This window comes from Pseudomonas sp. H3_D04 (assembly GCF_054669175.1).
Genome location: NZ_CP162801.1, coordinates 2,365,985 through 2,392,526 on the forward strand (window position 1 = coordinate 2,365,985; position 26,542 = coordinate 2,392,526).

Annotated in this window: 21 protein-coding genes and 1 pseudogene; 13 read left to right on the plus strand and 9 right to left on the minus strand. The window is 58.9% G+C overall.

Annotated elements, in window-relative coordinates; all coding sequences use genetic code 11:
- Positions 1-92: 92 nt before the first annotated feature.
- On the minus strand, positions 93-4,931 hold the full coding sequence (locus AB4N91_RS11090; protein ID WP_460112441.1) for a dermonecrotic toxin domain-containing protein: 4,839 nt from the start codon (positions 4,929-4,931) through the stop codon (positions 93-95).
- A gap of 227 nt (positions 4,932-5,158) precedes the next feature.
- Here AB4N91_RS11090 and AB4N91_RS11095 point away from each other — a divergent pair, with 227 nt between their 5' ends.
- Positions 5,159-6,199, plus strand: a complete 1,041-nt coding sequence (locus tag AB4N91_RS11095; protein ID WP_083376650.1) for an Ldh family oxidoreductase — start codon at positions 5,159-5,161, stop codon at positions 6,197-6,199.
- Between the two features lie 94 nt (positions 6,200-6,293).
- Here the strand turns inward: AB4N91_RS11095 and AB4N91_RS11100 are convergent, their stop codons facing one another.
- The gene (locus AB4N91_RS11100) at positions 6,294-6,611 is read right to left on the minus strand and encodes an ElaB/YgaM/YqjD family protein (protein WP_460112442.1); all 318 of its coding nucleotides are present in this window, start codon (positions 6,609-6,611) and stop codon (positions 6,294-6,296) included.
- Positions 6,612-6,775: 164 nt separating this feature from the next.
- Here AB4N91_RS11100 and AB4N91_RS11105 point away from each other — a divergent pair, with 164 nt between their 5' ends.
- A complete protein-coding gene (locus AB4N91_RS11105; RefSeq protein ID WP_010460650.1) occupies positions 6,776-7,027 on the plus strand; it encodes a hypothetical protein in 252 nt (83 codons plus the stop codon).
- Positions 7,028-7,036: 9 nt separating this feature from the next.
- Here the strand turns inward: AB4N91_RS11105 and AB4N91_RS11110 are convergent, their stop codons facing one another.
- Complete coding sequence (locus tag AB4N91_RS11110; protein ID WP_458725262.1) at positions 7,037-7,945, minus strand: LysR family transcriptional regulator; 909 nt, start codon at positions 7,943-7,945, stop codon at positions 7,037-7,039.
- 85 nt (positions 7,946-8,030) lie between these two features.
- Here AB4N91_RS11110 and AB4N91_RS11115 point away from each other — a divergent pair, with 85 nt between their 5' ends.
- Positions 8,031-8,954, plus strand: coding sequence for a carbon-nitrogen hydrolase family protein (locus AB4N91_RS11115; RefSeq protein WP_460112443.1), 924 nt, complete (start codon positions 8,031-8,033; stop codon positions 8,952-8,954).
- Between the two features lie 309 nt (positions 8,955-9,263).
- Positions 9,264-10,226: an IS110 family transposase gene (locus AB4N91_RS11120; RefSeq protein WP_017341458.1), complete on the plus strand. Its 963-nt coding sequence runs from the start codon at positions 9,264-9,266 to the stop codon at positions 10,224-10,226.
- 44 nt (positions 10,227-10,270) lie between these two features.
- Here the strand turns inward: AB4N91_RS11120 and AB4N91_RS11125 are convergent.
- The 3 genes and pseudogenes from AB4N91_RS11125 to AB4N91_RS11135 all read right to left on the minus strand — a co-directional run.
- Positions 10,271-10,501: pseudogene (locus AB4N91_RS11125) on the minus strand (LEA type 2 family protein); the annotation flags it as partial.
- Between the two features lie 29 nt (positions 10,502-10,530).
- Entirely contained in the window at positions 10,531-10,764 is a 234-nt protein-coding gene (locus AB4N91_RS11130) for a hypothetical protein (RefSeq protein ID WP_200666215.1), read from the minus strand.
- Between the two features lie 88 nt (positions 10,765-10,852).
- Positions 10,853-11,350, minus strand: a complete 498-nt coding sequence (locus AB4N91_RS11135; RefSeq protein ID WP_010460640.1) for a BCAM0308 family protein — start codon at positions 11,348-11,350, stop codon at positions 10,853-10,855.
- A gap of 318 nt (positions 11,351-11,668) precedes the next feature.
- Here AB4N91_RS11135 and groL point away from each other — a divergent pair, with 318 nt between their 5' ends.
- A complete protein-coding gene (gene groL, locus AB4N91_RS11140; protein WP_145307753.1) occupies positions 11,669-13,285 on the plus strand; it encodes a chaperonin GroEL in 1,617 nt (538 codons plus the stop codon).
- Positions 13,286-13,305: 20 nt separating this feature from the next.
- Here groL and AB4N91_RS11145 read toward each other — a convergent pair whose 3' ends face one another.
- Positions 13,306-14,358, minus strand: coding sequence for a phosphotransferase (locus AB4N91_RS11145; RefSeq protein WP_460112444.1), 1,053 nt, complete (start codon positions 14,356-14,358; stop codon positions 13,306-13,308).
- Between the two features lie 258 nt (positions 14,359-14,616).
- On the opposite strand from AB4N91_RS11145, the gene AB4N91_RS11150 reads away from it, so the two are divergent.
- The 8 genes from AB4N91_RS11150 (at position 14,617) to polX (ending at position 23,500) form a co-directional block, all read left to right on the plus strand.
- Positions 14,617-15,504, plus strand: coding sequence for a universal stress protein (locus tag AB4N91_RS11150; RefSeq protein ID WP_460112445.1), 888 nt, complete (start codon positions 14,617-14,619; stop codon positions 15,502-15,504).
- 32 nt (positions 15,505-15,536) lie between these two features.
- The gene (gene acsA / locus AB4N91_RS11155; RefSeq protein WP_460112446.1) at positions 15,537-17,300 is read left to right on the plus strand and encodes an acetate--CoA ligase; all 1,764 of its coding nucleotides are present in this window, start codon (positions 15,537-15,539) and stop codon (positions 17,298-17,300) included.
- The gene (gene pdhA, locus AB4N91_RS11160) at positions 17,297-18,280 is read left to right on the plus strand and encodes a pyruvate dehydrogenase (acetyl-transferring) E1 component subunit alpha (protein WP_200666207.1); all 984 of its coding nucleotides are present in this window, start codon (positions 17,297-17,299) and stop codon (positions 18,278-18,280) included. The genes acsA and pdhA overlap by 4 nt, the downstream gene beginning before the upstream one ends.
- A complete protein-coding gene (locus tag AB4N91_RS11165; protein WP_042932032.1) occupies positions 18,277-19,263 on the plus strand; it encodes an alpha-ketoacid dehydrogenase subunit beta in 987 nt (328 codons plus the stop codon). Before pdhA ends, AB4N91_RS11165 begins: the two co-directional genes overlap by 4 nt.
- Before the next feature lie 46 nt (positions 19,264-19,309).
- The gene (locus AB4N91_RS11170) at positions 19,310-20,428 is read left to right on the plus strand and encodes a dihydrolipoamide acetyltransferase family protein (RefSeq protein WP_460112447.1); all 1,119 of its coding nucleotides are present in this window, start codon (positions 19,310-19,312) and stop codon (positions 20,426-20,428) included.
- An 11-nt stretch (positions 20,429-20,439) separates the two neighbouring features.
- A complete protein-coding gene (locus tag AB4N91_RS11175) occupies positions 20,440-20,718 on the plus strand; it encodes an acyl carrier protein (protein WP_010460623.1) in 279 nt (92 codons plus the stop codon).
- Between the two features lie 199 nt (positions 20,719-20,917).
- Positions 20,918-21,478, plus strand: coding sequence for a nitroreductase family protein (locus AB4N91_RS11180; protein ID WP_460112448.1), 561 nt, complete (start codon positions 20,918-20,920; stop codon positions 21,476-21,478).
- A 201-nt stretch (positions 21,479-21,679) separates the two neighbouring features.
- Positions 21,680-23,500, plus strand: a complete 1,821-nt coding sequence (polX, locus tag AB4N91_RS11185) for a DNA polymerase/3'-5' exonuclease PolX (RefSeq protein WP_460112450.1) — start codon at positions 21,680-21,682, stop codon at positions 23,498-23,500.
- Positions 23,501-23,635: 135 nt separating this feature from the next.
- Here the strand turns inward: polX and AB4N91_RS11190 are convergent, their stop codons facing one another.
- Complete coding sequence (locus AB4N91_RS11190) at positions 23,636-24,871, minus strand: acetate/propionate family kinase (RefSeq protein ID WP_460112451.1); 1,236 nt, start codon at positions 24,869-24,871, stop codon at positions 23,636-23,638.
- Positions 24,868-26,295 (minus strand): bifunctional enoyl-CoA hydratase/phosphate acetyltransferase, encoded by a 1,428-nt coding sequence (locus AB4N91_RS11195; RefSeq protein WP_154504789.1) that lies wholly within the window; start codon positions 26,293-26,295, stop codon positions 24,868-24,870. Before AB4N91_RS11195 ends, AB4N91_RS11190 begins: the two co-directional genes overlap by 4 nt.
- Positions 26,296-26,542 lie beyond the last annotated feature (247 nt).

The following is a 26,542-nucleotide window of genomic DNA, read 5'->3' on the forward strand; positions in this document are numbered from 1 at the left end:
TCATCCTGATTTCGTGCATTCTAACCTTGAGGGGAAGTCTGCGAGAACAGCCGTCATGGCAATTAACCATCAAATGAGAATTATTTTTGACATCAGGGCGTACTGACGTGCAGTTCACGGCCCAGATGACTGACCAGCCAGGCCACACTGTCGGCGTTGCCCAACTGTACGGTCAGCCTGACCAGCGGGTTTTTCTTGAACGTTTCGCGGGCTCCGCTGAGGTTTTCTGCGCCAGTCAATGCCAGGATATGGTCCTTCACCCGATCGGATTCCTTGTCGGAGTTACTGCCCAGATCTTCCCACTCACCGGTATCAGGATCCTGGGTCATGAACAGCCGGGTATAAGGGGTCTGGATCGAAAGCGCCGTTTTCTGCACGTGGGTCAACGCACGTTTGAGCTCTGTGGCCAGCGGGGTGGCTGTTCCAATCAGGTCGGTGAACGGCCTGCCGGGATCGAGATAGGAAATGTCCTCGGTTTGACAGGCCATGTGCGACAACTCATGTATCAACGTCACCGCCCGTGCATGGGTGTCGATCGGGAAGGCCGCGTCGGTCAGGTGTTGACGGTAGTGATCGAATCTAAGGTCGAAGAATCTTTCTGCAAGGTGAATTCTGCGGTTTTTGTCTTTGGCCACAATGAAGGCAAACGTGTTTTGGGCGTCTTCGGTCAGCCTGCCGACGGCAAAACGACTGGACTTCGGTTTTCTCAGTGACGGCTCCAGCAGCGCTGCGAAAACGTCGCCAATGACTTTTTCAAGCTGCTCGACATGCGCGGGCAGCACATGCTGCACACCGAGGAAATCCATGATGAGCTGATGCACGGGCGTGACGGTGTCGTCGGAGGACTTGAGTTGTTGCAGGTTTCGGTAGCTGTTCCAGGCGTAGGTCGTTGCCAGGTCCATCGCTTCGTCAATCTGACGGGCCTTCTGTGGAAACAATCGTCGGATACGGGACATGCCCGAGGCATCGACGTTCATGCCATCAAACACCGATCTCGCAGTCTCCAGGCGTCCGAACAGACTGAAGCGAGGCGCCGACTCTCGTCCATCAAGCAACCATTGCTTCGATTCGTTCTGGCGCAGATGAGGGCCCAGCTCGCGTGTGTCGCCGATGCGCCAGCGGCTGCCGCGCTTGATGACCGGATACACCTTTCCTTCAACCGGCCCGTAGTGTTGTTTTGTCGTTGGGTGGGTGTAGAGCCCAAGCGTGGCGTCTGAAGTCAGCGAACCCAGATCAACGTTCATGCTTTCGTGGCGCGCGAGTTTCGTGCGTTCGGGTCCCGTGACATCGATGTCCTGCCATTTGAGCCGGGTATCGGGTTTTTCCGGTGCCGGTAGGGCCGGTGCCGACGACAGCAGCGTTGAATCCCCCAGTGTCTGGCGCAGCGTGGAAAGTTCGGCCACGCCGCTGATGAACGCTTTTACGGCGGCTCCCCACCGATGGGTTTGCAGGTCTTCGGCAGATTGCTTGATGTCGCGGTAACTGCGCCACACCGTCTCCGGGTAGGCGAGCTTGCCCATGAAAAATGTATAGGCCTCGTGCAGGTCTTCGCCCAGCACATGCTTGATGGTTGCCCATTCGCCTTGTTTTCGCTCATCGGACTGGCAACCGAGCAATCGGCCCAGCAAGGCGACGTTGTCATTGAGCAGGTGTTTGAACAGGTTCCCCTTGATCGGATGGGAAGCCAGCGTGGTGATGTTCGACGACGCGGCTCTGGCAACGCGGTGATGGGGGGTCGCCATCCGGGTTTCCAGTAACGTCCGGTCAGGGTTCTGCAGATTCAGGAGTAGCCAGTCGAGCAGCGGTCCGCGGGTCTCCAGTTCTGTCAGCAGCTGGGCTTCGTTTTCATATTCCTTCACTCCGTGCCCAGGGCTGTGAGGCGCAATCAGCACCTGCGGTCCAGTGCGATCCGCCGTCGAGCCGATCAGATAGACACCGGGCACTTTGATCGATTGGGCCTGCCTGATACCCAGGAACTCAAGCGGACGGATGATTGCGTGGGCACCGTCGACCGCCGCGCGGGCGAGGGCGTCGGGCATGTCCATGACTTGCCGGATCAGATCAAACCCGGTCTCGCTCAGGCGCTCCTGAAGTTTTTCCGCGTGGGCGTAATGCATTAATTGCCAGGGCAATTGTGTGTAGAAGCGCTTGCGGCGCTCTGCGTTTGCCGGGGTGTCGGCCAGGGCGTCGTTCACTATTTTCTGTTGATGGTCGCCCGGTTTCAGGTTGCGGATCAGCTCTTTGATGTAGCGCTCGTTCATCCCCTCGGGAATCACGGTGCTATCAAGCGATACCAGTTTGAAATGGAGTGGGTCCAGCGACTTGAGATGAGTCAAGGCAAAGTCGGTCAGGGTTTGGGTGTGGGCCGTGGATGTCGGGCGGGCGTTGATTTGCACCCGGACCGTGTCAGGGTCGATGTTGAAGCCGTCCGCCTTGAGTTGTTTTTCAAGGCCATGGTGCGCCGTGCGTTGCAGTGACCGCAGGCCGGTCAGGTAATCCTGGTCGTCTTTCACATTATCGACGTATTGCTGAAGCAGCTCGGCATGCACAATCAGCTCTTTGACGGATGCCTGGGCCAGCCATGCCGGCAGTTTTTGCCGGGTGGTCAGGGATTGTGCAATGTCCATCGGACGGTCAAGCCCTGTCATCGGTTTACGCAGCGAGACAAGATCCAGGAGATGGGTCAGTGGCGTCGCGGAGAGCTTTGTTGCCAGCGCATCGGTCAGGCACGGCTCATCGAGGTGCACATAAGGTTTTTGCAGATAATCAAGAAAATGCCCATAGACCCGCTGCAGAGGCGCCAACGTGTAAGTCCGGCCAGGCAAACGCTCGCTGCGACCAAGGTTCTCCAGCAGCATTGAGCGATGGTTGACGTCGGCGAGGCGTCGACCGAGTTCGGTCAGCAACGGCGTCAGCCCTTTGAACGCTTCAAACCCCAACGCAGGCGTCCACACAATCGCCTTGCCCGAATGCACCGGATCCTGGCCGCCTCGTTCAGTCAGGACAAAACAGCTGGCCAGCTTCAACGGATCCGCTGCATCGCCGGCCTTGAGCGCCAGGGAAAACACGTCCGGCAGAAAGCCGTTCAATGCCGCTCGCTGCAGGTGTATCGGGCTGTCGAGCACGGTTTTGATGATTGCCTGCTCCGTTGTACTCAAGGTGCGGGTGACGGCACGCAGCTTCAGTTCACTGCGCAATGCCGTTGACAACGTATGAGAAAACGTCGATTGCAAGCTGGCCACGGAGTCACTCAGGACGCGCTCAGCGTCAGTGATCGAGCGGGTTGCCGTGGAGATGGCCGGGTGTTTATCCAGAAGTTGATCGAGCGCCTGTTCGACGGAATCGAGCCGCGCCAACTCCTCCCTGGCCGACTCGGCGCGGACGGTGGCCGGTTGCGCGCCAAGGCGCCGATCCACGCGTGTACTCCAGCGTCCTGAAGGGTCGGAGGCCAGCAGACGGTCATCGATCAACCCCCGGACATCCAGTGCGCTGTCGAGCAAGGCATGGGGGTCGAGCGTACCTTCACTTTCGCGCAAGCGGCTCAGCGCATGAGACAGGTTGTCCCGTTGCTTGCCGAGGATGTCGGCCATCAAGTGATTGAACACCGGACCAACGATCGGTTTGCCCTCAATCACGCGCTCAACCGGCTCCAAAGCAAGAAAGGTGGCGCGTTCGTCCAGCGACATGAAGTTGAGCAAGGTGTCTTCATGCCCTTCGGTTTTCATCATCTCCAGCACGATATTTTTGACTGCCGGCAGATTGTTCGTCGCTTCGATGCCTCGGGAAGGGGAGTACAGAAAACCCAGGGTGTTGGTGCCTCCGATCATCAAGGTCGAGGCCAGCTCCGCAAAATGCCTGAAGGGTGCGGTCACTCGTATTTTCTCGATGCGAAGAGGGTCGTGCGCGTCAGGCGGGAGGCTGACGTTCATCAGTCGCAGGTATTCCTGCGTGGTCAAACCACCGTTCTGGCGCTGGTGCAGCAGTTTCAGGTGAAAGGTGTCACGCAGGCCCTCGGTGAAAAACGCCAAGCGTGAAAGGCCTGTGCTCATGGATGTGTTCCAGAACAAGGCGAGCAGGCTGTGCAAGTGCGGCGTGAAGCTCTGCGCGATTTCTTTCACCGCGCTTTCCCACGTCAGGTTATCCGCGTCGTTGCTGACGCTGTGCTCGGGATTGGCGAAGACTCTTGAATCGCCGGTGGGCCACTGGTTGGTCAGATAGAAGTGCAGAAGTGCATCGCTCAAAGGGATCGAGGAAATTGTGTGCAGGTCTTCGTTGCCGTCGAAGGCTGAAACGGTCTTCACGAAACTCTTGAGCCGGGTCAGACGCTGGTCCAGCGCGGGAAATGCCTTGTGCAACGCGTGCTTGAGGGTGTCATCGAGCATCGATTGCAGGGTTGGCGTCTTCAGCAGCTCAGCCTTCATCGCTTTGATGTTCTGTTCCTGATTGTGATCGAGGGTCAGTTGCTGGTCCTGGAACACCGCGCCTTCGATGTCTTTCGTGGCAATGTCGGGAACGGTGGCGGCGGGTAAAGCGCTGCGTTGTTCGATGGAGAGAAAGCGCAACAGCTCGCGTTTGCCTGTGGCCTGCGTCAGCCATTCCTTGAGTTTGCTTTTGAGGTCGGCCAAATCGGCAAACTTGATCAAGCCTTTCCACGGTGTGTAAAGGATGACCTCTCCATTTTCGGGCCGGCTCAGGGCAAAGGCTCCGGCCAATGGAATGTCTGTTTTGCCGGTTACTTTCAACAACAGTTGGCAGGCCTGCATGGGCTCTTTTTGCGCGACGCGAGCAGCGTGGGTGGCCAAATACACGTGCTTCAGCCATTTCAGGTCGTCGAGGGTGAAGTTCAGCGTGTTTTCGCGCTCACCGGGTTGTCTGGCATTGGATGCGCGTTCAGCCTCGTCGAAAAAATAGGGCTCAGCGGGGGTGGTCATGGATGTTCCTCATTGGCTGCGATCAGTGGCCATCGCAGGCTATTGGTTGAGGAAAAACATTAAGGTCAGCGGAGGGCTTCGGTGCGGTACATATTGCTTGAGCCGATCAGGTGCTCGAGACTTGACAGGACGCCGGTACAACAGCGCTTAATCGACGTCTGCTGTTGGTTGCCGAGCAACCTCGTTTCCCCTGGTGCCCGTATTCAATAATAAAACTGGAGCTTCAGATGACCGCAACGCCCGAAGTGGCCGTCAGTTCGACCACCCCATCGCTCGATTTCGACGCGCTTGTTGTATTGCTTGAGCAAATTTTCCTGCGCCATGGCACCTCCGCCGATGTCGCCAAGACCCTGGCGCTGAACTGCGCCGGCGCTGAACGCGATGGCGCCCACAGCCATGGCGTGTTTCGTATTCCAGGTTATGTCTCGACACTCAAGAGCGGCTGGGTCAACGGCCAGGCCGTGCCCGTGGTCGAGGACGTCGCCTCGGGGTTTGTCCGGGTCGACGCGGCTAACGGTTTTGCCCAACCCGCGCTTGCGGCCGCCCGGGCTCTGCTGGTGGAAAAGGCCCGCAGCGCCGGGATTGCGGTGTTGGCGATCCGCAACTCCCATCATTTCGCGGCACTGTGGCCGGATGTCGAGCCGTTTGCCTATGAAGGGCTGGTGGCGCTGAGCGTAGTGAACAGCATGACGTGCGTGGTGCCCCACGGCGCCGACCGGCCGCTGTTCGGCACCAACCCGATCGCCTTCGCCGCACCCCGGGCTGACGGTGAGCCGATTGTCTTTGACCTGGCCACCAGCGCCATCGCCCATGGCGATGTGCAGATTGCCGCGCAAAAAGGTGAACGCTTGCCGGCAGGCATGGGCGTGGACAGCCTTGGCCAGCCGACTGAGGATCCGAAGGCGATTCTGGAGGGGGGCGCGCTGCTGCCGTTTGGTGGGCACAAAGGTTCAGCGCTGTCGATGATGGTCGAATTGTTGGCGGCGGCCCTGACCGGCGGCAATTTCTCCTTCGAGTTCGACTGGAAGAACCATCCGGGAGCCAAAACGCCATGGACCGGCCAACTGCTGATCGTGATCGATCCGAGCAAGGCCGCCGGGCAGAATTTCGCCGAACGCAGCCAGGAACTGGTGCGTCAGATGCACAGCGTAGGGCTCAAGCGCCTGCCGGGTGATCGACGTCACCACCAGCGAGCTCAGTCCAACGCTCAAGGCATTCAGCTGAACGCTCAGACGTTGGCAAACCTGCGAGAACTGGCAGGGCTCTGAAACGTTTTTTGTAGAAGCCAGGCTTGCCGGCGAAGGCGCATTTGAAATCGCCTTCGCCAGCAAGCCTGGCCCCTACAGGTTCGATGTGTTTCTGTTAATGGCGGCCCAGCAGCAACCCGACCACCAGGCCGAACCCGGCGGAGATGGCCACGGTTTGCCATGGATGGCCACCGATGTAGGTCTCTGTCGCGTCGACCACCGGTTTGGTGCGGTCACGAACACTGGTGACCGAGTCCCGGGCCTGCTGGAGTTTCTGAGAGATTTGCCCGCGAAGGGTCTCGGCTTCCTCACCCACCAGAGAAGCGCTGCTTTTGAGCAGTTTTTCCGATTCTTCGATCAGTGCCTGAAGTTCGCTGAATGCCTGATCCTTGATCTGGTCTTCGGCGGTTTGTGCGGCGGTTTTCCGGGCCATTGGGTACTCCTTGCAGGTAAATGGGCAGTGAACAATGGAGTCTGCGGCAACTGAAAAAGTTGCAGCGACTTTGCGTATTGACTGTACGCCAAGGAAAAATCCCGAGTCGGATATTTCGTCCTACAGTGTAAGATGTTGCCTATTTTACGCAGCAGGTAACTCCCATGAGCTTCAATCTGGCCGACAAACCCCTGGCTGAGCGCGCAGCGCTTGAAGATGAGAAATCCCGTCTGTTCGACCTCTGGCAAAGCAACCTTGGCAAATCCAAGGGCGAGGCCGCGCGGTTGTTTGGCGAACGCGCCAAGCGCAAAGGCAAATGGGCTGAATGGGTTCGCGCCGAACTTGATGCCATGTCGCCCCCGGAATTCGCCAATATGGTGCGCAGTGAAGTGAATCGCTTGATGGCCGCCAAGTAAGGCCTGCCTTCACGCAAAACTCGCGACAATGGCCTCGCGCACTTTCAACACCACCGGATCGAGCTGCGTGCTGGTGCGCCAGCCCAGTTCGATCGGGTAGCGCGGTAACGCCAAAGGGCAGGGCAGCAGCGCCAGACCGCAGAGCGTCGCGATGCTTTGAGCGGCGTGGGCCGGAATGGTCGCCACCGCCTGACTGCCCTTGAGCAAGTGTGGCAACGCCGCAAAGTGGGTGGTCGAGGCGCATACCCGCCGACTCAGCCCCAGCGCCGCCAGCCCCTCATCGGTGATCCCGATAAAGCCGCCGGACGACACCAGAATGTGCTCGCGGGCGACGAACTCCTCTAGCGTGAGACTCTGTTGCCCCGGGGTCAGGCTGAGCGGATCCACCAGGCACAGATAACCGCCTTCACCCAGCACCTGACGACTGAGCAACCGCTCGCTGAACCCACCCGCGGTGATCGCCAGATCAATGCTGCGTTCCATCAATGCCTGGGCGACGATCTGGCTGTGGGTTTGCCGAAAAATCAGGCGCAACTTCGGCGCGCTGCGCGCAATGGCCTCGATCAATCGCCGGCCGTAGGCCACCTCGAAATCATCCGATAACCCCACCGTGACCGAGCGCCCGTCGTAATGATTGGCTGCCGGATCGACCATTGCCAGGCTCTGACGGCATTTGTTCAGCGCATCGCTCACCACCGGTTTTAACTGATTGGCCTTGAGCGTCGGTGCCAGGCCACGGCCGGTGCGCACGAACAATTGATCGCCATACAGCTCGCGCAGTCGCCGCAACGCCGCGCTGACGGCCGATTGCGTCACGCCCAGGCGCAACGCCGCACGGCTGGCGCTGGACTCTTCATGCAGCGCTTCGAAAACTTTGAGCAGATTGAGGTCAACAGTGGCGATATTCATTTGGCTCATATCATTCAGCAGTGAGTCGGGCTTTATTCATGATCCCGTGGCGCATGAGAATGGGCAACACCTCAACGCTTTCGGAGAGATCGCCATGCCAAAATCCATTGTCGCAGCGTTGCAAATCGGCGCCTTGCCCGGCGGCAAGACCGAGACCCTGGAACAGATTCTTGCCTGGGAAAACGCGATTATCGAATCCGGCGCCGCGCTGGTGGTGATGCCCGAAGCGTTGCTCGGGGGTTATCCCAAAGGCGAGACGTTCGGCACTCAGCTGGGCTACCGACTGCCGGAAGGTCGCGAAGCGTTTGCCCGCTATTTTGCCCACGCCATCGACGTGCCCGGGGCCGAAACCGACGCCCTGGCCGGGTTGTCGGCGCGCACCGGGGCCAACCTGGTCATCGGCGTGATCGAGCGCGCCGGGAGCACGTTGCATTGCACGGCGCTGTATTTCGATCCGCAGGCCGGCCTGGTCGCCAAGCACCGCAAACTGATGCCCACGGGCACTGAGCGATTGATCTGGGGCAAGGGCGATGGCTCGACGTTGCCGGTGATCGACAGCCAGGTCGGGCGAATCGGCGCGGTGGTGTGCTGGGAAAACATGATGCCGCTGCTGCGCACCGCGATGTACGCCAAGGGCATCGAGGTCTGGTGCGCGCCGACCGTGGATGAGCGCGAGATGTGGCAGGTCAGCATGCGCCACATCGCCCATGAAGGCCGTTGTTTTGTGGTCAGCGCTTGCCAGGTTCAGGATTCACCGCAAGCCCTGGGCGTGGAGATTGCCAACTGGCCGGCGGATCGACCGCTGATTGCGGGCGGCAGTGTGATCGTCGGGCCCATGGGCGACATTCTGGCGGGGCCGTTGCGTGACGGGGCCGGGTTGCTCACCGCCGAAATCGACACCGACGACCTGGTCCGCGCGCGTTATGACTACGACGTGGTCGGTCACTACGCGCGCCCGGATGTGTTCGAGTTGAGCGTCGACGAGCGCGCCAGGCCCGGCGTCCGTTTCACCGCATAACCGTCACTGGTTGAACAGCATCACCCCTGTAGGAGCGAGCCTGCTCGCGAATGCGGTGTGTCGGAAAACCGTGTATTGACTGACACTCCATCTTCGCGAGCAGGCTCGCTTGTATGTTTAGACTTGAAGGGGTGGGTGGGACTAAAGCTCGTCATCTGACTCTGACCAGTACAGACCGTGGGAGACTTCGTCCCACCCCTTCACCTAATGCGCCGATAAGGAATGCATCGGCTCGGACCGACGATAGAAACAAGCCAGCGCAACGGTGAACCCCGTCAAGTATCTAAACCCTAGCTCGGAGGGTGTGCCATGACAATCCTGGATTCGCAGGTGGTCGTCGGTGTGGATGTGGCGAAGGACGAGATCGTTATCTATCGATCCGACCTGGAAAAGACCCTAAATATCGCGAACAAGCGATCAACCTTGAAGCAATGGCTCAAGACGCTGCCAGCGCACAGCGCTATCGCGCTAGAAGCGACCAATATCTATCACCTTGATACAACGGAAATGGCCCATGAAATGGGCCATGACGTTTACGTCATCGATGGCAGTCGCCTCAACAAATACCGCGATGGAATAGGCATGAGGGCGAAAACAGATACGTTGGATGCCGAACTGCTGGCCCGTTACTTGAGCCGCGAATCCGACAGATTGAGGATCTGGAATCCGCCACCGAAGGCTTACACACAAATGAAAAGCCTGCTTCGCCGTCGGGCTCAGTTGGTCCGGGCCTGTGTTGCACTCAAGCAGAGCTGGAAAAACGAATCCTTGCTGAAAGAGCACTTCAACCAGCTTCTGGCCGCCATTGCCCAGTTCGAAAAGATGATTCAGAAAACGCTCAAGGAAATTGCTGAGGAAGGTGGGATTGATGATCAGGTGAAGCGTTGCCAGGCCATCGAGGGCGTAGGGCTCCTGACGGCCACCGCAGCGGCCACTGCTTTTATGCGTGGGGAATTTGCCAACAGCGACGAGTACGTCGCCTTCCTCGGCATGGATCCGCGTGTGAGGCAGTCAGGACAAAAGGATCAAAAGCGCCGACTCTCTAAACGAGGGGACTCGGAGTTCCGGCGCTTGTTTCACAATAGCGCTATGGCTGCCAGCCGTTCGCCGACCTGGAAGCCGTACTACGAACGCTATCTGGCCAGAGGTCTAAAAGGCACTCAGGCCTTGGTTATCCTGGCACGCAAGCTGGCCAGAGTGATGTTTGCCCTGATGAAAAACCAAACCGAATACAAGCCAAATTCTATGTTTGGGTGTTCCCCCCAAACATAGAATCTCCCACAGGGGATATTCATTGTCGGTATGACCGTGGCTATCGACCTCGGCAAGCGCAGTTTTCCGGTGTCGACGAAGCGCACCGTTCCAAACAAGCCGCCCGCCAGTTTGCCGCGTAACACGTAGGGAAGATTATTCAGTGTCTGCGTCTGGCTCAGCCCCAACGTCTGGCGTAACACCGAGTACGCCGAAACGCTCAGCACGGTTTCGGAAAAGCGTGCAATCGAGCCCGATTGATCGCTGACGCCGGACGCCATGCCACGGCTGGCCACGCTGCTGACCCAACAGCATTCACGTGCTGTCATCGGTTGTTCTTGTCCCTGGTATGCAACCATTCCTGCCAGGCTTGTCGGTATTTTTCATCCGCCCGTTTTTTTGCGTCAGAAAACTTATGGATGGTCTGCGCCGAAACGGGCTCGTTCAAAAATGCGTAGGCTTGATCGTTCAAACGGTCGGCTTCAAAAAACAACGCCCTGCTATGGCTGATCGATTTAAGGTTGGTTGCATGCGGCGAGGCTGATTCATTGATGGCCATGGTCGTACTCCTTCTGGAAGCACAAGAAGGTGAGCTCGGTGTCCTGATCCCCCCTCAACTTTCCATATTGAGACAACCGCGCCCGGTTCTATTCGTCACGTGTCCAGTTAACGCTCAAGCCATACTTATCATCGCCGTACCGGTAATCAGAGTTCCCTTTGAACGCGGCTTCCAGTGCATGGCCCAGGCGATTCGCGAGATGGATGCCGGTCGTGGTCACGATTAGAGCAGCCGCTGAGTCGGTAAGGCCGATGATGCGCTCCAGGGCATGCTCGGCTTTTTCCTTTTTTTCGGTGTTTTTGATCAGGTTGATGATTTCATTTCGATGCTTGAGCAAGAAGCTGCCCGATAACGTGAGCGTCCCCGCTGGCATGTTGTCATCGATGCGTCGGCAGGCTGGGCACGTCACTGTTTGCGCATCATGAATGACCGTATTTTCAGGGTGTTTCCAAGTCCAGTTCCCGGCTTGATAGACCGCATCACACTGCGGGCAGATGGCTGAACCTTCAACCCGCTGCGAGCAATAGGGGTCATGAGTGGATGTTTTGAACAGCTTGCTTTTTTGACTCTGCTGAAACTTGTCCATGGCTTTTCTCCTCGCGCATCAAATGGGAAAAGATCTCACCTGTAACCGTGAAACCGTGACTGAAAAACAGATCCCTTCTCCTTCCAGCCTGCTGAACACACACCCTCATTTGGACTCTGTTTCTTGCTGCGCGAATTGATCTTTGTCAATTCCGGGACGTGAACTGACAGTCGGTCATCCCGACGGTGCGCGCATTGTTTGGGCGGTCTGGGGCGCGGTGACGTTGTGAGTTTGTTGATAAAAGTCAACGTCGCCCGGGCCAGTTCATAGAAGCTGCCAAAACGCACTTGTTGTAAAACTGGCCAGGAGAACACCCTGATGGCTCACACTAAAATCGTGTTTCGTGCTGCAGCCCGCGAGAAAATCCTGAGTGGCGCCACACAGTTGGCAGACGCCGTGCGGGTGACATTGGGGCCAAAATCAAAATCGGTACTGATCCAGAGTAAATGGGGCAATCCAACGGTCTGCAATGATGGCGTCACGATCGCCAAACGCATTGACTTGCTCGACCCCGAGGAAAACCTGGGCGCGCAAATGCTGCGTCAGGCGGCCGAACGCACAGGCGATGCGGTAGGGGACGGAACCAGTACGTCAACGGTGCTGGCCCATGCAATCCTGGCCGATGGCATCCGTAACGTCGTCGCGGGCGCCAGTGCAATCGACCTCAAGCGCGGCCTGGATCGCGGGCTGTTGTTGGTCGTCGAATCCCTGGCCGCCCAGTCACGTCCGGTCAGCACCCCCAAGGAAAAGGCCCAGGTCGCCACGCTGTCGGCGCATAACGATGCCGTCATCGGTCAACTGGTGGCAGACGCTCTGGAAAAGGTCGGCGTTGAAGGCGTCGTCAGTGTCGAGGAATCCAAGACCACCGAAACAGTGGTCGAAGTCATGGAAGGCATGCGGTTTGACCGGGGTTATGTCTCACCCTATTTCGTCACCGATGCCGAGAAGATGCAGGTCGAACTCGATGACGCCTACTTGCTGCTCTGTGACCATAAGATCGGTGCACTCAAAGACTTGCTGCCCTTGCTTGAACTCGTGGCTAAAAGCGGGCAACCACTGGTTTTGATCGCGGACGATATCGAGGGTGAGGCGTTGACCACGCTAGTCGTCAACCAGATACGCGGTGTTCTGCGAGCGGTAGCAATCAAGGCTCCGGGCTTTGGTGATCGGCGCAAGGAAATGCTGCAGGACATGGCCGTTCTGACGGGGGCAACGGTGGTTTCCAGCGAACTGGGCGTCACTCTGGAACAGGTGGAACTGAACCAGTTGGGACGTGCACATCGAGTCGTGGTGCAAAAAGACAGCACGGCGCTGATAGGGGGCGCCGGTACGCGCGAGGCCATCGAGGCGCGTTTGCAGCAGATCCGTGCGCAACTAGACAGTACCACCAGCGATTACGACCGTGAAAAGCTTCAGGAACGACTGGCAAGGCTGTCTGGCGGAGTTGCGGTGATCCGGGTCGGGGCGCCTTCCGAAGCCGAAATGAAGGCGCGCAAGGATGCGCTGGATGATGCCATCTCAGCGACCCGGGCGGCGATCGCCGAAGGCATTGTGCCGGGGGGTGGTCTTGCGTTGCTCAAGGCCGTCCCGATTATCGCGGCCGAAGAGGCCCGATATGAGGGCGATGCCAGGACCGGCCTGCAGATTCTTCGCCGGGCGCTGGAAGCTCCGGCCAGACTCATCGCTGAAAATTCGGCAGTGGATGCCGGCGTCGTGGTTGCGCGCATGCTCGCCGAACCTGGGAACATTGGCTTCGATGCGTCTGCCAATTGCTATGTCGACATGTACGAAGCCGGCATCATTGACCCGACCAAGGTGGTGCGTATTGCCCTCGAAAATGCTGTTTCAGTCGCCAGTATCTTGCTGCTGACCGAGGCGACCATGACGGATATTCCGGAAAAGGAATCACCGGCCCAGGCTCCTTTCCCTGAATGAAACGCCCATCGTGGGTAACGTCATGTATAGGAGGCCGCCTCAGACATCGCCAGGTGATTGAGAATCGGGTTTTCGCCGTGCAAGTAACTCAGTGCCTGGTGCATCAACTGGACAGCTTTTTCTTTTTTCTCGTATCGCTTGGCCGGATCGGCATGACGTAGCGCTGCACCCGCAAGGGAGAAGCTGCGCGTGGCGGCCCGCAAAGAAAGGAAAAACGCCAAGGGTTTGCAGTCCTCCTGCACATCACTGTGGTTGAGGTAACTGGACAACAGCCGAGCACCTAACCTGTTCAGGCCATGGTGTTGCAGGTCCATCAGCACAAAAGCCAGGTCGTAGAGCACATCGATGCAGGAAAGCCGCTCACTGAACTCGATGCCATCGAAGAGGGTGGGCTGACCGTCGAGCAGGCAGATATTGGCCAAGCGCATATCACCATGGCAACGGCGAACGCGGCCCTCACGGCGGCGATCTTCGAGGCACTCGGTCAACGACTCCAACAGGGTCCGGGAGGTATGAGCAATCGCGGTGACTGTCGCGAAATCGAGGATGGGTAGGTAGCGAGACATTTCCCGATGGTTTTTCTCGATTTCTTCATACAGGTCCGGGATGTGACCGTAAGAAGGAGTGATGGGTGCATTGGCATGAAAGCGGGCGATCTCAGCCCCCAACTGTTCCATCATCGGTTCAGTCAGACGTCCTTCAACGGCCATACGGTCAAACAGCCGATCCTGAGCGAAGCGGCGCATCACCACGAGCCAGTCAACCGCTGGTCCGCAACCGTTGAGCGCCAACTGGCCATTCGCCTGGCGATTGATCGGACACAGGCTCAAATACAGCGTCGGCGCAGTCCGTCGATTGAGCAGTAACTCTGCCTCGCAGGCGTTTTTGCGGCTTTCCAGGCTGAGGAAATCCAGCTCGGCAAACGCCACGGCGCGTTTGAGTTTGTAGGCGCGGTTGGCATGCAGAAAAATCACCGAACCATGGGTCTCGATACGCTCCACGGGTTGGTTTGACGTGCCGTAGCTGGACGGCCTGGAGAGAAAGGCTATGACCTCGTCTTGCAGGGTGTGCATTCTCGCCTCCACGTCGTCTGCGGACTATTCGGCAGTGTGAAGAAGGGAAGGCCTGCTCCGATTGATATTGATCAAGTACGGTGGAATGAAAGGCTGCTCCTCTTATGGGGCTCACGCCGGTAGTTGATATTTATCAACGTCAGGCACTTTCCAGCGGAGCAACCTGAATCAGCGCTGGTGCTTGGTCCGGCGTGGACGCAACGGCTGAGCCCTACGTGGCTAACGGCAGGCGTTGAACCCTCTGCCTGGAGTCAGACCATGAGCCAGTATCAACAACTGTTACTCATCCTCCACCTGGCCCTGCGCCATTCTCCGGCAATCGACCATGCAGCAGCGCTCGCCAGGGCCAGCGGTGCACGTTTGCATATTGCGACGTTGATTCCTGCGTTGAAACTGTTGTCGCTGCTCGAAGAAGGCGACCGGGAAAAGGCTCGGGAGCGTTACCTGCAGGACCATCACGATTGGCTGGAGGACCAGTCCAAACTTCTGCGTGGCAGAGGGATCGAGGTGACCACCGAGGTGGCGTGGGCTGATGACATGGAGCAAGACATCCTGGATCACGTCAAGGAATTGCAGCCCGACCTGTTGATTAAGGAAATCCAGCAAGAATCAACGCTCAAGCGCACGTTTTTCACCCCGCTGGACTGGCACTTGCTGCGCCACTGTCCGGTACCGGTTTATCTGGTGGGCGAGGCTCACCATGTCCTGCCGCGCAGGATTGTGGCGGCGGTTGATGCTTCGGCGGGTGGGCCTGAGAACAGTGAGTTGAATGACCGCATTATCCACCAGGCTTCCAGCCTCGCCATACAGTGTGATGCCGAGTTGCACCTGCTGTATGCCTATGACATTACGGAAGACTACCTGGAGGAATTGGGCGGTGGCTTGAAACTGTCGGAGCTGACCAAGGGGCTGCGCAAAGAGCTGGAACAATCGTTTCTGAAACTCGCCGGTCGGTACGGTGTGCCTGCTAACCGTCGACATTTCATTCTGGGACATCCCGTTTCGGCGCTGAGCGAGTTCGCCAACAAGCACAACATAGATGTGATCGTGATGGGCAGAGTCCAGTACCACGGGGTGGAGAAACTGCTGGGCAGCACGACCGAACATATTCTGTATCAGGTGCCCTGCAGTGTCCTGGCGGTCTAGGGACGGACCAAAGACGACTCAAGGTGGCGATCATGCATCCAGCGATCATTAAGAAAACCCTGGCCAACTTGCCGTTAGCGCCGAATTGGCTCGATAGCGTGCAAGCTCGGGAGGCCTTTTCCTGGCAGGTGGAAGCCAATGCGCTGGCCGGTTTGCCGGGCGGCGGTTTGAACCTGGCGTATGAAGCCGTGGATCGGCATGCGCAAGGGGCGCGTCGACGGCATACGGCATTGCGCATTCTTGATCGCAACGGGGGGAGTTGCGACATCAGTTACGCCCAACTGAGCATCCTGACCAACCGGTTTGCCAATGTATTGAAAAAGCTGGGCGTGATGCCCGGCGAGCGACTATTTGTACTCTGTGGCCGAGGGCTGGAACTGTATCTGGGGGTGCTCGGTGGCCTGAAACTCGGTTGCGTGGTGTCGCCCTTGTTCTGTGCGTTCGGCCCGGAGCCCATCGAAACCCGTATGCGTCTTGGCGAAGGCAGTGTGTTGCTGACCAGCGAAACCCTCTACCGGCGCAAGGTCGCGGCCATACGCGAGCGTTTGCCGGCCCTCAAACATGTGCTGCTGTACGACGAAAACGGTGGCGATACGGCGCAGATCGAGGGGACGCTCAATCTGCATCAGCTGCTGGCGCAGGCAGAGGAAGCCTTCACCGTTGCCAATACGACCGCCGACAGCCCCGCACTTTTACACTTCACCAGCGGCACGACAGGCACTCCGAAAGGCGTGTTGCATGCCCATGGCGCGGCGCTGACCCACCGCGTCACCGGGAAATACGCCCTGGACTTGCACCCCGAAGATGTCTATTGGTGCAGCGCCGATCCGGGTTGGGTGACCGGCACTTCCTACGGGATCTTTGCCCCGTTGTTGCTGGGCGTCACCAGTGTGGTCGAGGGCAATGAATTCGATGCCGAGCGTTGGTACCGGATACTTGAGAAGCAACAGGTGACGGTCTGGTATACCGCCCCGACAGCCATTCGCCTGCTGATGAAAGCGGGGGCGGAGTTGGCGCGCGGCCATCGTTTTCCGAGTCTGCGGTTTATTGCCAGTGTTGGCGAGCCGCTTAATCCCGAGGCTGTCTGGTGGGGCAAAGAGGTACTTGGGCTGCCGATCCACGACAATTGGTGGCAGACCGAAACCGGCGGCATCATGATTGCCAACACAGTTGCCATGCCCATCAAACCAGGCTCCATGGGTAAGCCGCTGCCGGGTGTCGAGGCGGCCATCGTCGTTCGAGGAGAAGAGGGCGGACTGGCGTTTCTGGGTGACAACGAGGTCGGTGACCTTGCCTTGAAACAGCCATGGCCTGCCATGTTCCGTACCTACCTGGGGCAGGAGGAGCGTTATCGTCACTGCTTTGTCGGTGAGTGGTACCTGAGCGGCGATCTCGTGCGTCGCGATGCCGATGGTTACTACTGGTTCATTGGTCGCAGCGACGATGTCATCAAGTCGGCGGGTCACCTGATCGGTCCGTTCGAAGTTGAAAGCTCCCTCATGGAACATCCGGCCGTAGCCGAGGCCGCGGTGATCGGCAAGCCCGACCCGCTGTTGGGTGAAACCGTGAAAGCCTTTGTTTCACTCAAGCGTGGTTTCACTGCCAGCCAGGCTCTGCACGACGAGTTGCTCGGTCATGGACGCAAGCGCCTCGGGGCGGTCGTTGCGCCCAAGGAACTGGAATTTGTGGAAGTGCTTCCGCACACCCGTAGCGGAAAACTCATGCGGCGTCTGCTCAAGGCCAGGGAACTGGGTTTGCCTGAAGGCGACACTTCCAGCATGGAGAGTGCGCCATGAGCCTCCCACCGCGGTCCCAGGACATTGCTCTCGACCTGCTGCGGGACATGGTGCGTATCCGACGTCTTGAGGAGCGCGCTGGCGAGTTGTACGGGGAGGGCAAGATTCGTGGCTTTCTGCACCTGTACATCGGTGAAGAAGCGGTCGCCGTCGGCGTTCTGCATGCACTGGCAGCCGACGATGCGGTGGTCGCGACGTATCGCGAACATGGCCACGCCCTGATCAAGGGCGTCCCCATGAAAGCAATCATGGCCGAAATGTATGGGCACCAGGAAGGCTGCTCGCGAGGGCGCGGCGGCTCAATGCACCTGTTTGATGCCACGACGCGATTCTTCGGCGGCAATGCCATTGTCGCGGGTGGCTTGCCACTGACGGTGGGTCTGGCGCTCGCTGAACGTATGCAAGGTGGAGCGCGTCTTTCAGCCTGTTTTTTTGGTGAAGGCGCGATGGCGGAAGGGGCTTTCCATGAGTCCATCAACCTGGCCGCATTGTGGCAACTGCCGATGCTGTTTTGCTGTGAAAACAACCTCTATGCGATGGGGACTGCCCTGGACCGTTCGCAGTCGCAAACGGACCTGTGTGCGAAAGCCTCGGCCTACAAAGTCGATACCCGGTCCGTCGATGGCATGGACGTGATCGCGGTGTATGAAGCCGCTCGTGATGCGGTTGAACACATCCGTGCGGGGCGTGGGCCTTTTTTTCTGGAGTTCCGCACCTATCGGTTTCGTGCCCATTCGATGTTCGACCCACAGCTCTATCGTGACAAGGACGAGGTGGAGCAATGGAAGACCCATGGGCCGATCCATACGTACAGTGCACAGCTTAAGGCCGAGGGCCTTTTGGACGAACCCGGATTTCTGGCGATCCTCGCCCAGGTGGACGCTGAAGTGGAAGCCGCCGTTACTTATGCCGAAAGCGGTAGCCTGGAGCCGCTCGAGGATTTGTCTCGCGATGTCTACACCCCAAGGGCGGCGCCATGAGCATTCGTATGAGCTATCGCGAGGCGCTGCGCGAGGCAATACGTGAGGCGCTGCAGCGGGACCCACGGGTATTCCTGATGGGCGAAGACGTCGGTCGCTACGGTGGCAGTTATGCCGTGTCCCTGGGATTGCTTGAGGCGTTCGGCCCCGAGCGCATTCGAGACGCGCCATTGTCCGAGCTGGGTTTCGTGGGAGCCGGAATAGGGGCGGCATTGGGGGGCATGCGGCCGATTGTCGAAATCATGACCGTGAACTTCAGTCTGCTCGCCCTCGATCCGTTGATGAATACGGCTGCTGCCTTGAGGCACATGTCCGGTGGACAGTTCTCCGTGCCCCTGGTTGTGCGCATGGCGACAGGCGCCGGACGCCAGCTTGCGGCGCAACACTCGCACAGCCTGGAGGGCTGGTACGCCCATATTCCCGGGCTGAAAATCCTGGCGCCGGCGACCATCGAAGATGCACGCGGCATGCTCTGGCCAGCGCTGCTGGATCCGGACCCGGTGCTGATATTCGAACACGCCCAGCTCTACAACCTGGAGGGTGATGCGGGCGAGTGGGAGACGGTGGACATCAGCTCCGCCAAGGTCCGCCGAACCGGCAAGGACCTGACCCTGATCACTTACGGCGGCACACTCGGCAAGACCTTGGAGGCTGCGCAGGTACTGGCCGGGGAGGGTATTGATTGCGAAGTCATCGACCTGCGTGTCCTGCGCCCTCTGGATGACAAGACTTTGATGGCTTCTGTCTGCAAGACCCGTCGGGCCCTGGTGGTCGATGAGGGATGGCGCAGCGGCAGTCTATCCGCCGAGATCATTACACGGATCATAGAACAAGGCTTTTTCGAGCTGGATGCACCGCCGGCACGGGTGTGCAGCGCCGAAGTGCCGATACCTTATCCCCGGCATCTGGAAGAGGCGGCCCTGCCACAAGTGTCGACGATCGTCGCGGCCGCTCATGAACTGTGCCGGGGGACATCAGGGTGAGCGCGATGACGTGGCGTATTCAAGTATCAGGCCAGGAAGGTAAACGATGATCGAATTCAAATTGCCCTCTCTGGGGGCTGATATGGATGAAGGCACGTTGCTGGAGTGGAAAGTCCATCCGGGCGATGTGGTCAAGCCGGGCCAGGTGATTGCCGTCGTCGATACCGCCAAGGCCGCCATCGATGTCGAGTGCTGGCATGAGGGCACGGTGTCGCAACTGCTGATCGATATCGGCGCCAAAGTCCCGGTCGGTACCACCATCGCCTGGTTGTTGGAACCGGGCGAAGATCCGCACAGTGCGCGACGAACAACGACGGCGGCGCCGCTGCTGATCGAAGAGCAGGCATCGCCCGGCAGACGCCCGCGGATATCTCCCGCGGCGCGCAAGCGTGCTGCCGAGCTAGGCGTCAGCACCGCTGATGTGAAAGGCCATGGGCCACAGGGAGTGGTTACCCTGGAGGACATCGAGGCAGCCGCTCATGTGGCGCACCCGCCGGACCCCGACCAGGCCATGCGGCACGCCATTGCGGCGGCCATGACTCGTTCAAAACGCGAGATTCCCCATTACTACCTCAGCGAAACCATCGCCCTGGATAAAGCCATGGCCTGGCTGCAGGCACACAATGCGCAAAGCACACTTCAAGAGCGCCTGCTGCCCAGCGTCTTGCTGCTCAAAGCAGTGGCGCTGGCCTTGCGCGACTATCCGCAGCTCAATGGTTTCTGGCTGGATAACGCCTTCAAGCCCGCACTCGATACCGACCTTGGGGTGGCAATCACCTTGCGCCAGGGTGGCCTGGTCGCCCCGGTGCTGCATCATGTGGCGGACACATCCTTGACTCATTTGATGAGTGAACTGGCCTGCCTGGTCGAGCGCGCCCGCAGCGGATCCCTGCGCAGCTCCGAGCTGGGAGGCGCCGGCATGACGGTCACTCAACTCGGCGATCAGGGCGTGGACAGCGTATTGGGGGTGATCTATCCGCCCCAGGTTGCCTTGGTCGGTTTCGGTCGTATCAGTGAGCGGCCCTGGGTGAAAGAGGGCCAGCTGTGTGTCATGCCCACTGTCATTAGCAGTTTGTCCGCCGATCATCGAGTCAGCGACGGTCATTACGGCGCACGTTTTCTGGGCGAAGTTCGTCGCTTGCTGCAGACGCCAGAGGCGCTTTGAGGAGAGGGCACATGAACCCGCAAATGATCCGCGATGAAGTATTGAAAGCCTTGAAAGGCATTGCCCCGGAACTTGAAATCGAGCAGTTGCGATCTGACCGGTCACTGCGCGAAGAGGTTGATCTGGATTCCATGGATTGGCTTCGTGTCATCGAGGCTCTGAATCGGAGCCTGGGCATTGCAATTCCTGAAAGCGATTACCAACACGTGGACACCCTGGACAAGCTCATCGCCTATCTGGGGCAAAAGGCGAAATCCGGCGAAGCCGAGCCTTCGATCCGCAAGGGGTGAAATCCGGCGAAGCCGAGCCTTCGATCCGCAAGGGGTGAAGGTACCGGGCAGTAGCGCCGTCGCGCATTGTTTGCCACTCAAACGGTGAGCCGATCGAATCGTCGGTTGCCACCGGTTCCGCCCTGATCTGATTTAAATCAGCAGCAGGTCTGCGTGATTGGACGACTTTATGAAATGACCTACCTTGAGGTATGCACTCATGAACATCGACAAGGCAATCTCCGGCCGGCGCTCCACGCGTGAATACACGACAGAAGCCGTTGATGAAAATGTCATTCGTCGTTTGATCAATGCCGCTGCCCAGGCGCCCAGCGCGGTCAACCAACAACCGTGGACGTTCACGGTGATCCGAGACCAAGCAGTGCTGGATCGGATCTCGCGAGAAGCAAAGGCCTACATGCTCAAGACGATGCCCGCTGGCCCCCATTCCGCGCACTTCCATTCGCTACTCAATGACGAAAACTTTCACATCTTCTACCACGCGCCAGTACTCATCCTTATTTCGGGGAACGCGCCAGGTCAGTGGATCGTCGAAGACTGCGCATTGGCCGCCGAAAACCTGATGCTCGCCGCGTACGCTGACGGGCTGGGTACCTGCTGGATCGGTTTCGCCCAACGTTTTCTTGATACGCCGCAGGGGAAGCATGCACTGGGCCTTCCTGCCGAGTGGACGCCAGTGGCGCCCATTATCGTTGGCCATCCGAAATCGGCGCCTGCACCGGTCTTGCACAAGGCGCCGGAGATTCGCTGGGTCGGCTGATCGCAAAACACGCACAGCATGTGCCTCACCGGCATTTAGCGCTGAACTCGGCTACCGTGGCGAGCTTGCATATTGCCGCTTTCGTAAAATCGTCACTGCTTGAGGAATCGCGCGGGAAAAAGCCCGACCTGTTAGTCAAGGACGTGCAATACGAATCAACGCTCAAACGCGCGTTCTTCATTTCACTGGACGGGCACTGCCATGAAGCTCACCGCCGTACCGCCTCAGGAACCGTTACCAGACTTGCTATCGGCCTCGCTCAAGGACAGGCGGCTGATTGGCAATGATCAAATTGCCGAGGTTTTTGACGAAATCGCTGATCTGCTGGAAATCGATGACGCCAACCCCTTCCGGATCCGGGCCTACCGTAATGCGGCGCGCACCTTGAGGGCGTTGACCTTCGAACTCGCAGAGATCATCGCGCGTGGCGAACCACTGCCCAAACTGACCGGTATTGGAGTTGATCTGGCAGGCAAGATCAACGAAATCGTTACCACTGGAAATTGCGCTTTGCGCCAGCGGTTGCGTTCGACCTTGCCGCCCGGATTGGTTGAACTGTTGTCCATCGCCGGATTGGGTCCCAAACGCGTCAGGCACCTGTATCACGATCTGGGGATCGAAACCGCGCAGCAGTTATGCGAGGCTGCTCGACAGGGGCGCATTCGCCATCTGCCCGGTTTCGGTGAAAAGATGGAAACGCGGCTGTTGAGCGCCGCGCAGAAGGGGATTGGAAGCGATCGCCGTTTGCCGCTGGCGTTTGTCGAGCCCGTGGCGCACCGTCTGATCGAATACTTGCAGCAGCTTGCGGGTATCGAGGAAGCGACGGTGGCCGGAAGCCTGCGTCGCATGCGCGACACTGTCGGTGATGTCGACCTCCTCGTGGCCGCAGCGCCTTCTGTGAATGTCACGGCACACTTGCTCAAGCACCCGGAGATTTCCACCGTGTTGGTTAAAGGGCGCACGCGTGCCAGCGTCGTGCTGGGCTCAGGCCTGCAAGTGGATATGCGCATTGTAAAGCCGGCGCAATTTGGCGCCGCTCTGGTGTATTTCACTGGCAGCAAGGCGCATAACATCGCGATTCGCCAGAGGGCCCGGACGCTGGGGCTCAAACTCAACGAATATGGGGTGTTCAAGGCCGAAGAATGCGTGGCCCGTGCCACCGAGGTGGCGGTTTATCAGGCCTTGGGGTTGGTCTGGATCACGCCGGAACTGCGCGAAGATCGCGGTGAAGTCGAGGCGGCACTGACAGGTCGTTTACCGAGGCTGATTGAGTTGAGCGACCTCAAAGGTGACTTGCATGCTCATACCCGTGACTCGGATGGAGGCAATAGCCTGGAAGAGATGGCATTTGCGGCGCAGCACGCCGGACTGGAATACCTGGCGATTACCGACCACTCCCGGTCCCTCAGGGTGGCCCATGGCCTGGACACTGATCGATTGTTGAAGCAAATCGACCAGATCGATGCGCTCAACGCCCGCTTGCAAGGCATGACCTTGCTCAAGGGCGTTGAGGTCGACATTCTCGAAGACGGTCGCCTGGATCTGCCAGATGACATTCTGGGGCGCCTGGACCTGGTGGTGGGCGCCGTCCACAGTCATTTCGGCTTGACCCTGCATCAACAAACCCAACGCCTGCTCAGGGCCATGGATCATCGCTACTTCAGCGTATTGGCACATCCCCTATGTCGGTTGATCAATGAACGCGCGCCCCTGAGCATGGACCTGCCTGCAATCATCAAGGCAGCCTCTGAGCGTGGTTGCTGCCTGGAACTCAACTCGCAGCCCCAGCGCATGGATCTGTTTGACCTTCAGTGCCAATACGCCAAGGATCAAGGCGTGCTCATCAGCATCAATTCGGACGCCCATCGCGCCGCGGATTTTTCCTATTTGCGCTACGGCGTCGCTCAGGCGCGTCGAGCCTGGCTGGAAAAACACGATGTGCTCAATACCCGTTCGCTGACCTCACTCAAGGAGTTTTTACGCGATGGCGGTGGCGGTCGCCCTCAAAGCGCACAAAACTGATGTCAGGCCGTTGAGCGCCTTGTTGTCCGGGGCAGCCTCACGATCGGCACCTCATTTGAGCTCAACGATCACCGTCGGCGGGTTGACCGACGTGCCGACGCTTTACAGCACTTCTCGGCGAGCCATCGAATACCTTCAGGGGATGAGGCGCGGGGCGGATCGAACTTGCTGATTGGCTGGCTCTGTCAGGCGCAGGGCATCGAGCGCCGTGACCCATTCTTCGTTGGTGGCCTCGACCACCACTTTGACTCGGCTGGCCGGGGTCGAGATCACTGAAGCATTGGCCTGGTTCGCCGTTTCGTTCAGTTCGACGCCCAGATACTGCAGGCCAGCGCACATACGAGAGCGAATCGCCGCGTTGTGTTCGCCAATACCTGCCGTGAACACCAGCATGTCCAGACCACCCAGTGCCGCGACAAGGGCACCGGCTTCGTGGATGAACCGGCGCAGGTACAACGCAAGGGCCATGGCCGCGCGAGGCTCAGTGGCTTCGACTTTGAGCAATTCGCGCGGGTCGCTGGAAATGCCGGAAACTCCCAGCAGGCCAGACTCGTGATACAGAATATGGCTGACCCGCTCCAGGCTCAGCTTCCAGATTTCCATCAGGAAAATCACCGCGCCAGGGTCCAGCGCCCCGCAGCGGGAGCCCATCATCAAACCGTCCAGCGCCGAGAAACCCATGGTGGTGGCGACGCTTTTCAAGTCCCGCATACCGCACAGGCTGGCACCGCTGCCCAGGTGCGCGACCAGCGTTCGGCCGCGCGCCTGATCGCCATAACGTTCGGCCAGCGCAACGGATTGATAGCAATAGGACAGTCCGTGAAACCCGTAACGGCGCAAGCCGCTTTCCCAGGCCGACCAAGGCAGCGGCAGGATTTTCTCCACGTCTGGCAGGGTCTGGTGGAAGGCGGTATCGAAACACACCACTTGTGGCAGGTCGGGGTGGGTTTGCAGCAGCGTTTCGATGGCCTCCAGTGCGAAGGGCTGATGCAACGGGGCTAGCGGGATGTAGCTTTTAAGGTCGGCCAGCACCTGCGTGTCGATCAATACCGGTTTGGAGTATTTAATCCCTCCATGCACGACGCGGTGGGCGATGGCCCTGATCGAACGGCCTACCAGTTGAGTTCGCAACCGCTCACGAATATACCCAAGGGCATCGTGATAAGGATGTTTTGCATCGAGGGTCAGTGGCTGATCGTCGCCGCCGTTTTCGCTGACCACCGAGTTTGGCCCCGTGATGCCGTCGACCTTTGCGCGCCACAGTGGTGTGCGAGCCAAAGGGCTGCAGGTGGCGTCGAACAGGGCGAACTTGATGCTCGACGACCCCGCATTGAGGACCAGGATCACTTCACCGTTATCCGTGTCGTTCATGGCGGGGTGACCCGATAGTGATGGGCGACCAGCGCGGCGATGGCGCAGGACGCGATGCGCGATTCAACGGAGTCGGCGCGGCTGGTCAGGACAATCGGCACTTTGGCGCCAAGCACGATACCCGCGCTGGAGGCACCGCCCAGGTATTCCAGTTGCTTGACGAGCATATTGCCGCTTTCCAGATCAGGCACGACGAGAATGTCGGCTTTACCGGAAACAGCTGAGTGAATGCCCTTGATACGCGCCGCCGCCAGGGAGATGGCGTTGTCGAACGCCAGCGGCCCGTCAAGGACCGCGCCAGTGATCTGGCCGCGATCAGCCATTTTGCACAGCGCTGCGGCATCAAGGGTGGCGGGCATGTTGGCATTCACCGTTTCCACGGCAGCGAGAATCGCCACGTGGGGATTACTGACGCCGAGGATATGTGCCAGATCGATGGCGTTACGCACGATGTCCACTTTGTCGACCAACGCCGGCGCGATATTGATCGCTGCATCGGTGATGATGAAGGGGCGCGGATAAAAAGGCGTCTGCATCACGAAGCAGTGGGTGATGCGCCGCTTGGTACGCAGTAGCGCCGACGACGGCACCACGGCGGACATCAATTCGTCGGTGTGAAGGCTACCTTTCATCAACGCTTCGACTAGACCATCACGGGCCATTTGCGCACCGCGCAGGGCGGCAGCATGGCTGTGGGGCACGTATTCAATGGTGAGACCGCAAAGGTCGTGGCCGCCCTTGGCCGCCAACGCTTCGAGTCTGGCTCTTGGGCCAATCAGGATCGGATCGATCAACCCAGCATCGCGGGCATCAAGGGCCGCCTCGAAACTCACCTCGTCGCAAGGATGTACCACCGCAACGCGGATCGGTTCCAGCGTCTGGCAGGCTTGCAACAAACGATTCAGACCGTCGGCGCTGTGGCGCAGTTCTATGCCCGGCAGGCTGGCTCGGTGCACATCGATATGCTCGCCGGCCGCGTGGACCAGGGATTCACCTTCCAGCACGACCACGCCTTCCTGATTGATGCCGGTACAGGCCAACGTGAGCAGATACCGCGCTACGTCGCGAGCAGTAACCGTCACCGAGACCGTCAGTGTGTCACCGATGCGTACCGGGGCAAGGAACTTGAGGGTTTGCCCCAAGGGCACCGAACCGGGCCCTGGCAACTGCGTACCAATCAACGCCGAAATCAACGCTCCCCCCCACATGCCATGGGCGAAAACAGTGTTGAAGTGGGTGGTGGCGGCAAATTCCGGATCGACGTACAGCGGGTTCACATCGCCGGAGACCAGTGCGAACAGCTGAATGTCTTGAGCTGTCAGGGTGCGCTCCAGAGAGGCGGACTCGCCGATGACGATTTCCTCGAACGATCGATTATGCAGTCGCTCCAGATCGTCGGCGTTTACAGGAACAGAACGGGTCATGGGTTTGATCCTGAATAGGATGGCGGACGGCTCGGCTACATCATTCAACGCTCAATCGGCGCAGGTGACCAGAGCCGGCAGCCATTGCAGACGGTGAGGTCTTGGTAGCGGCGGTACTTCTCGTCCAGCTACGCCCTCTGCATACATCAAAAAGCGGGCTGATACTCCCGGCTATTACTGCTCAAAGGGCGCTCATTGATCTAAATCAACACACGCAGGCGGCATCAAGCCATAAAGCTCTATATCA

What these genes read in the sequence shown, in the direction of transcription:
- AB4N91_RS11090 (WP_460112441.1), bottom strand. Translation starts at nt 4,931, where the DNA reads ATGACCACCCCCGCTGAGCCCTATTTTTTCGACGAGGCTGAACGCGCA.
- AB4N91_RS11095 (WP_083376650.1), top strand. Translation starts at nt 5,159, where the DNA reads ATGACCGCAACGCCCGAAGTGGCCGTCAGTTCGACCACCCCATCGCTC.
- AB4N91_RS11100 (WP_460112442.1), bottom strand. Translation starts at nt 6,611, where the DNA reads ATGGCCCGGAAAACCGCCGCACAAACCGCCGAAGACCAGATCAAGGAT.
- AB4N91_RS11105 (WP_010460650.1), top strand. Translation starts at nt 6,776, where the DNA reads ATGAGCTTCAATCTGGCCGACAAACCCCTGGCTGAGCGCGCAGCGCTT.
- AB4N91_RS11110 (WP_458725262.1), bottom strand. Translation starts at nt 7,945, where the DNA reads ATGAGCCAAATGAATATCGCCACTGTTGACCTCAATCTGCTCAAAGTT.
- AB4N91_RS11115 (WP_460112443.1), top strand. Translation starts at nt 8,031, where the DNA reads ATGCCAAAATCCATTGTCGCAGCGTTGCAAATCGGCGCCTTGCCCGGC.
- AB4N91_RS11120 (WP_017341458.1), top strand. Translation starts at nt 9,264, where the DNA reads ATGACAATCCTGGATTCGCAGGTGGTCGTCGGTGTGGATGTGGCGAAG.
- AB4N91_RS11130 (WP_200666215.1), bottom strand. Translation starts at nt 10,764, where the DNA reads ATGGCCATCAATGAATCAGCCTCGCCGCATGCAACCAACCTTAAATCG.
- AB4N91_RS11135 (WP_010460640.1), bottom strand. Translation starts at nt 11,350, where the DNA reads ATGGACAAGTTTCAGCAGAGTCAAAAAAGCAAGCTGTTCAAAACATCC.
- groL (WP_145307753.1), top strand. Translation starts at nt 11,669, where the DNA reads ATGGCTCACACTAAAATCGTGTTTCGTGCTGCAGCCCGCGAGAAAATC.
- AB4N91_RS11145 (WP_460112444.1), bottom strand. Translation starts at nt 14,358, where the DNA reads ATGCACACCCTGCAAGACGAGGTCATAGCCTTTCTCTCCAGGCCGTCC.
- AB4N91_RS11150 (WP_460112445.1), top strand. Translation starts at nt 14,617, where the DNA reads ATGAGCCAGTATCAACAACTGTTACTCATCCTCCACCTGGCCCTGCGC.
- acsA (WP_460112446.1), top strand. Translation starts at nt 15,537, where the DNA reads ATGCATCCAGCGATCATTAAGAAAACCCTGGCCAACTTGCCGTTAGCG.
- pdhA (WP_200666207.1), top strand. Translation starts at nt 17,297, where the DNA reads ATGAGCCTCCCACCGCGGTCCCAGGACATTGCTCTCGACCTGCTGCGG.
- AB4N91_RS11165 (WP_042932032.1), top strand. Translation starts at nt 18,277, where the DNA reads ATGAGCATTCGTATGAGCTATCGCGAGGCGCTGCGCGAGGCAATACGT.
- AB4N91_RS11170 (WP_460112447.1), top strand. Translation starts at nt 19,310, where the DNA reads ATGATCGAATTCAAATTGCCCTCTCTGGGGGCTGATATGGATGAAGGC.
- AB4N91_RS11175 (WP_010460623.1), top strand. Translation starts at nt 20,440, where the DNA reads ATGAACCCGCAAATGATCCGCGATGAAGTATTGAAAGCCTTGAAAGGC.
- AB4N91_RS11180 (WP_460112448.1), top strand. Translation starts at nt 20,918, where the DNA reads ATGAACATCGACAAGGCAATCTCCGGCCGGCGCTCCACGCGTGAATAC.
- polX (WP_460112450.1), top strand. Translation starts at nt 21,680, where the DNA reads ATGAAGCTCACCGCCGTACCGCCTCAGGAACCGTTACCAGACTTGCTA.
- AB4N91_RS11190 (WP_460112451.1), bottom strand. Translation starts at nt 24,871, where the DNA reads ATGAACGACACGGATAACGGTGAAGTGATCCTGGTCCTCAATGCGGGG.
- AB4N91_RS11195 (WP_154504789.1), bottom strand. Translation starts at nt 26,295, where the DNA reads ATGACCCGTTCTGTTCCTGTAAACGCCGACGATCTGGAGCGACTGCAT.